At 68.9% G+C, this 4,227-nt stretch carries 5 protein-coding genes and 1 pseudogene; 2 read left to right on the plus strand and 4 right to left on the minus strand.

Annotation, left to right across the window (positions count from 1 at the left end; translation table 11 throughout):
* The first annotated feature begins 8 nt into the window (after positions 1-8).
* Positions 9-173, plus strand: a complete 165-nt coding sequence (locus ACZ7OH_RS39555; protein WP_470285589.1) for a hypothetical protein — start codon at positions 9-11, stop codon at positions 171-173.
* Between the two features lie 70 nt (positions 174-243).
* On the opposite strand, the gene ACZ7OH_RS39560 is transcribed toward ACZ7OH_RS39555, so the two are convergent.
* The 3 genes from ACZ7OH_RS39560 to ACZ7OH_RS39570 form a co-directional block, all read right to left on the minus strand.
* Complete coding sequence (locus ACZ7OH_RS39560; protein WP_470285590.1) at positions 244-1,224, minus strand: VWA domain-containing protein; 981 nt, start codon at positions 1,222-1,224, stop codon at positions 244-246.
* A gap of 289 nt (positions 1,225-1,513) precedes the next feature.
* Positions 1,514-1,678, minus strand: a complete 165-nt coding sequence (locus ACZ7OH_RS39565) for a hypothetical protein (protein WP_470285591.1) — start codon at positions 1,676-1,678, stop codon at positions 1,514-1,516.
* A 107-nt stretch (positions 1,679-1,785) separates the two neighbouring features.
* Positions 1,786-2,193: a hypothetical protein gene (locus ACZ7OH_RS39570; protein ID WP_470285603.1), complete on the minus strand. Its 408-nt coding sequence runs from the start codon at positions 2,191-2,193 to the stop codon at positions 1,786-1,788.
* A gap of 207 nt (positions 2,194-2,400) precedes the next feature.
* Here ACZ7OH_RS39570 and ACZ7OH_RS39575 point away from each other — a divergent pair.
* Positions 2,401-2,932: pseudogene (locus tag ACZ7OH_RS39575) on the plus strand (helix-turn-helix domain-containing protein); the annotation flags it as partial.
* A 261-nt stretch (positions 2,933-3,193) separates the two neighbouring features.
* On the opposite strand, the gene ACZ7OH_RS39580 reads toward ACZ7OH_RS39575, so the two are convergent.
* Positions 3,194-4,009: a DUF2306 domain-containing protein gene (locus tag ACZ7OH_RS39580; protein WP_470285592.1), complete on the minus strand. Its 816-nt coding sequence runs from the start codon at positions 4,007-4,009 to the stop codon at positions 3,194-3,196.
* Between the last annotated feature and the right edge of the window lie 218 nt (positions 4,010-4,227).

Below are 4,227 nucleotides of genomic sequence, written 5' to 3' on the forward strand. Positions count from 1 at the left end.
GGAACGTCATGATCGAGACCACCACCACGCGGCGTCCTGTCGTGACCACGCCGCTGCCGCGCCGATCCGGCGAGGACGGTCCCCGGGCGCCGCTTCGGATGCGCTGGCACATCGCCGTCGACGAGAACGGACAGCGGTACCTTCGGGCACGCTGGTACCGCCCGGCCAGGTAAGGAGTCCGTGAACCCGGCGAGGTGCCCGGACCACGTCCGGGCACCTCGCTTTTCGTGTGTCCGAGCGGGGTCAGGGAAGTCGCTGGCCGAGCAGCAGTGAGCTGCCCGCTGCGCCGATGAGCACGAACACGCCGAGCGCCATCCAGGGTCTGCTGGCGTCTGCGTCCTTGGTCTCGTAGCCGATCTGCTCGCCGAGGTCGGCGTAGACCTTCTTGATCTCCTCTGCGCTGGCGGCCTTGAAGAACTGCCCACCGGATAGCTGCGCGATCTCCTGCACGGCCTCGTCGTCGACCGGGACTGGAGCCGGCTTGCCGTCGATGTCGACGGTGCCGTCGCGGGTGCCGAACGAGATCCCCGAGATCGGGACGCCCTGTTGCTTCGCCGCGAGCGCGGCGGTGTAGCCACCGCGGGGCGCGGAGAGGTCTTCGGGCACGGTCTGCTTGCCGTCGGTCATCAGCACGATCCGGGCCGGGGGCGGACCGTCCGGACCGCCGAGGACGGCGGAAAGCCCGGCGATGGCCTGCAGCGCGGAAAACAGGCCCTCTCCGGTGGCGGTGGACGGCGCGAGCTTGAGCGTGTCGATCGCCCTGACCACACCGTCCCGTTCCGTGGTCGGGCTGACCAGCACCGTCGCCGACCCGGCAAAGGAGACCAGGCCCAGGTTGATCCCGGGGGTCAGGTCACGCACGAACGAGCGAGCGGCGTCCTGCGCCGCCTTCAACCGGGTCGGGACGATATCGGTGGCCTGCATCGACAACGACACGTCGATCACCAGCATCACCGTGGCGCGGTTGCGTGGCACTTTCTGCTCGGCGGTGGGGCCGGCCATGGCCACCGAGAACAACGCCAGCGACGTGATCAGCAACGCCGCCGGCAGATGCCGTCGACGGCCCTGGCCGCTGGGCGCGACCCGGTCCAGCAGGTCCAGATTGGCGAACCGCAGCACGCGCTTGCGCCGCATCCGCTGGGTCACCACGTATCCCGCCGCGAGGCCCGCCGCCGCAGCCAGCAGCAGGAACCACCACGGCGCGCTGAACCCACTCATGCTCATCAGCCGACGCTCCCGTCGTCACTGCTCGCGGTGACGTGAGACGGCCTCACGATCACCACACCAGTCAACCTCCGGTCCGGTCACACCCCGGTGAACCCGGTCATCCGGCCTGGGCGTACCGGCGATGCGAGGGCTTGGCGACGGGCTCGTCCTGGTGGCACAGCGCGAGCTGGACGATGTGTACGACATGAGGGTCGTCGACGTAGTAGATCTGATGCTTGCCGTGGCGGCGGGCGCAGAGCGATGGCGGCGCCGGGACGGATTGTGAGGTTGATCATCATCGCGGCGCTCACGTCGACGCGGTCGGCCAGACAGGGGTCGGCATCGAGGCGGGGGACACCCCAGGCCGGGGCAGGCCGAGCAGCTGCAGCGCAATTTTCGGGATGCTGACGTGGGGCACCGGCGGGAATCGATGCGCGTTCGCGGCCCGGCCGCCGAACATCAGCAGCGGCACCCGGGGGCTGTAGGCGAGTTGCACCGTGTCGGCGGTGCGTTCGACGTCGGGGTGGCGACATGATCGTCGTAGCCGCCCCAGTCATCTCATGTGAGCCAAGCTGTCGTTCAGTAGTCGTCGCGGCCGGTGAACTGCTGTTCCAATCCGTCGGCGGCGTCAGCGAGCAGCTGGACCGGATCGGTGAACTCGTTGAAGTCGAGATGGATCAACGGCAGCGCGTGTCGCAGCACCAAGTAGTCGCCCATGACGGCGGCACCGCCGACGATCGTGCCGGTGCCGATCTCCTCCAGGACTTCTTTCAGATCGACCTCGGCGACCCGGGCGAAAGGGGTGACGATCTGCACCCACTCCTCCTTGCCGTCGAGCACTTCCCGGGCAATGACGACGGTCTGCGCCCGGCCCTCGTAGTCGACGTCATCGTCGAAGCGCACCAGGATCCGCACTTCGTCCGCCGCGCTGCGAGTGACTTCGTATGCCCGTCGGATGAACTCCACCAGTTCCCGCCATGTCGCCAACCCGGAATCCCTCCCCGTGCGCGTCAACCAAAGATGATCGCAGCACACGGGTCTGTCGGGCCGATACCGCCATCGGTGGCGAGCAAGGCCAGCTGTTGCGGGTCATGACGTTGGTGACGCGGGCGAGGGCCTGAGACGAGGGACGGGTCTTTCAGCGGCAGGATGAGAAGTGCGACCAACTCGTCCTCCGAGCAGAAAGACCCGTCCGTGCACCACCGTAATGCCCCGCTGTCTCTCGAGGGCCGCCGCCGGCTCGTCGCGCGCTGCCAGACCCGCCCGATCGCCCACGTCGCCGCCGAGATGGGCATCTCCCGCCAATGCGCCTCCAAATGGGTCAACCGCTGGCGCCGCCACGGCCAAGCCGGCCTGCTCGACCAGCCCAGCGTCCCGCACCACCAGCCCACCGCCACCCCTGCCGAGGTGGTCGTCCGTATCGAGCAGCTGCGCCGAACTCGCCGCCGAGGGCATCACCATCTCCGTCCGCACCGTCGGCCGGCACCTGCTGCAGCTCGGGCTGAACCGACGCCGGTTTCTCGACCCCACCGGCGCCAGCAACCGGGCACCGAGACGGATCATCGCCCGCTGGCCCGGGCACATGGTCCACCTCGACGTGAAAAAGACCGGTCGGATTCCCGACGGCGGCGGCTGGCGAATCCACGGCAAGGACAGCGAGCACGCTCGACACGTCGCTCGCGGCAAAACACGCGGCCAGCGAGCCCGCTACACCTACACGCCAAGCTGCGGGCAGCGCCGCGAGCCTGAGACCGACCTGCGCTGGCTCGCCAGGAGATCAACGACCTGCGCGTCGAGCGCGACAAGCTGGCCGGCATTCGACGCGCTGACTCACCGGGAAATGGTCGATCGGATCGACGAATTCACCTGTGACAACCGGCGGTTGGCCGACCTCGACCGCCAGCGCAGCACCGACAACCAACTACTCACCCAGCAGGTCTCCGGGCTGGAAGTCGACTTTGCCGGTGCCAGGACCAGGCGCAACATACTAGGGGACCGGGTCGGGGGTCGGCCGCTCGAGGACCGGCGTCTTCGTGCCCGAGGCCGGGGTCAGGATCGGTTCCGCGGACGGGACGACTGGCGTCGTGGCCCTCGCCGGGGGATCCTGTTTGGCCGCCGCGCGCTTGGCCGCCTGACGGCCGAGGGCCTTGTATCGCGCCCGATGGTTAAACCACTCCGCGATCAGCAGGTTCACGACCCACGGGACCCACGACGTCAGCGTGGACACCTGGTCCTGCACTGCAGGTGGCCCGTCGACGCCCATGGTGAACACCTCGGGCTCCAGCCACAGGATGGCCGGCCCCAGCCAGAACCGGGACGCGAGGATCGAGAAGCACAGTGCGAAGCTGCGCAGCATCCACTCGCGGTGCTCCACGATGCGGCCCTGCCGCGCCCGGCGGAAGCCGACGATCGTCGTGGCCAGCCAGAGCAGGCCCAGGATCGCGTTGCCCACCTTCTGACCAGGGCCGTGCGTCAAGAACGGCGTGATCGTCAGGATCGCCAGCCCGGCCGGCAGCGCGCCGCCCAGGACGTAGATGCGGCCGGAGATGCGGTGCAGCTTCGGCTTGCGGTTGCGCAGCCACGGCCAGATCTGCATGGCCGCGGTCACGAACGCCACCGAGCCGAAGATGATGTGCGCGACCAGCAGCGGGTAGTAGAACGGCAGGTCGAGCCGGGTGGCGGCGGTGGACTTGCTCGGGTCGAACCCCAGGTAGTTGGGCAGCCGGAAGGCGAGGAACCCGAACACCAAGAAATAGAAGGGGACGATCCAGGGGCGTCTCAACGCCGTTCCGATGCGTGACATGGTCTGCCTTCCTACGGGACATCCGGCGCGCAGAGCATGCCGCGGCCGGCTCACGGAAAACCGCAGACTTCGCGCCCGGCCCTGGTCCCGGCGAGCGGATCTCTGGGGAAAACCGAGCGCGGGCGGCGGCATAGTCGGGCCGACCTGAAGTCCGGCGGTGGCTCCGGCGTCGCGAGGCGGCCGGGCGCCCGCCCGAACCGATCACGGGGAGCGCCGCG

This window comes from Amycolatopsis sp. NPDC114478, from assembly GCF_055633805.1.

Excerpts from the sequence above, each read along its gene's own strand:
- ACZ7OH_RS39555 (WP_470285589.1), top strand. The coding sequence starts at position 9 with ATGATCGAGACCACCACCACGCGGCGTCCTGTCGTGACCACGCCGCTG.
- ACZ7OH_RS39560 (WP_470285590.1), bottom strand. The coding sequence starts at position 1,224 with ATGAGCATGAGTGGGTTCAGCGCGCCGTGGTGGTTCCTGCTGCTGGCT.
- ACZ7OH_RS39580 (WP_470285592.1), bottom strand. The coding sequence starts at position 4,009 with ATGTCACGCATCGGAACGGCGTTGAGACGCCCCTGGATCGTCCCCTTC.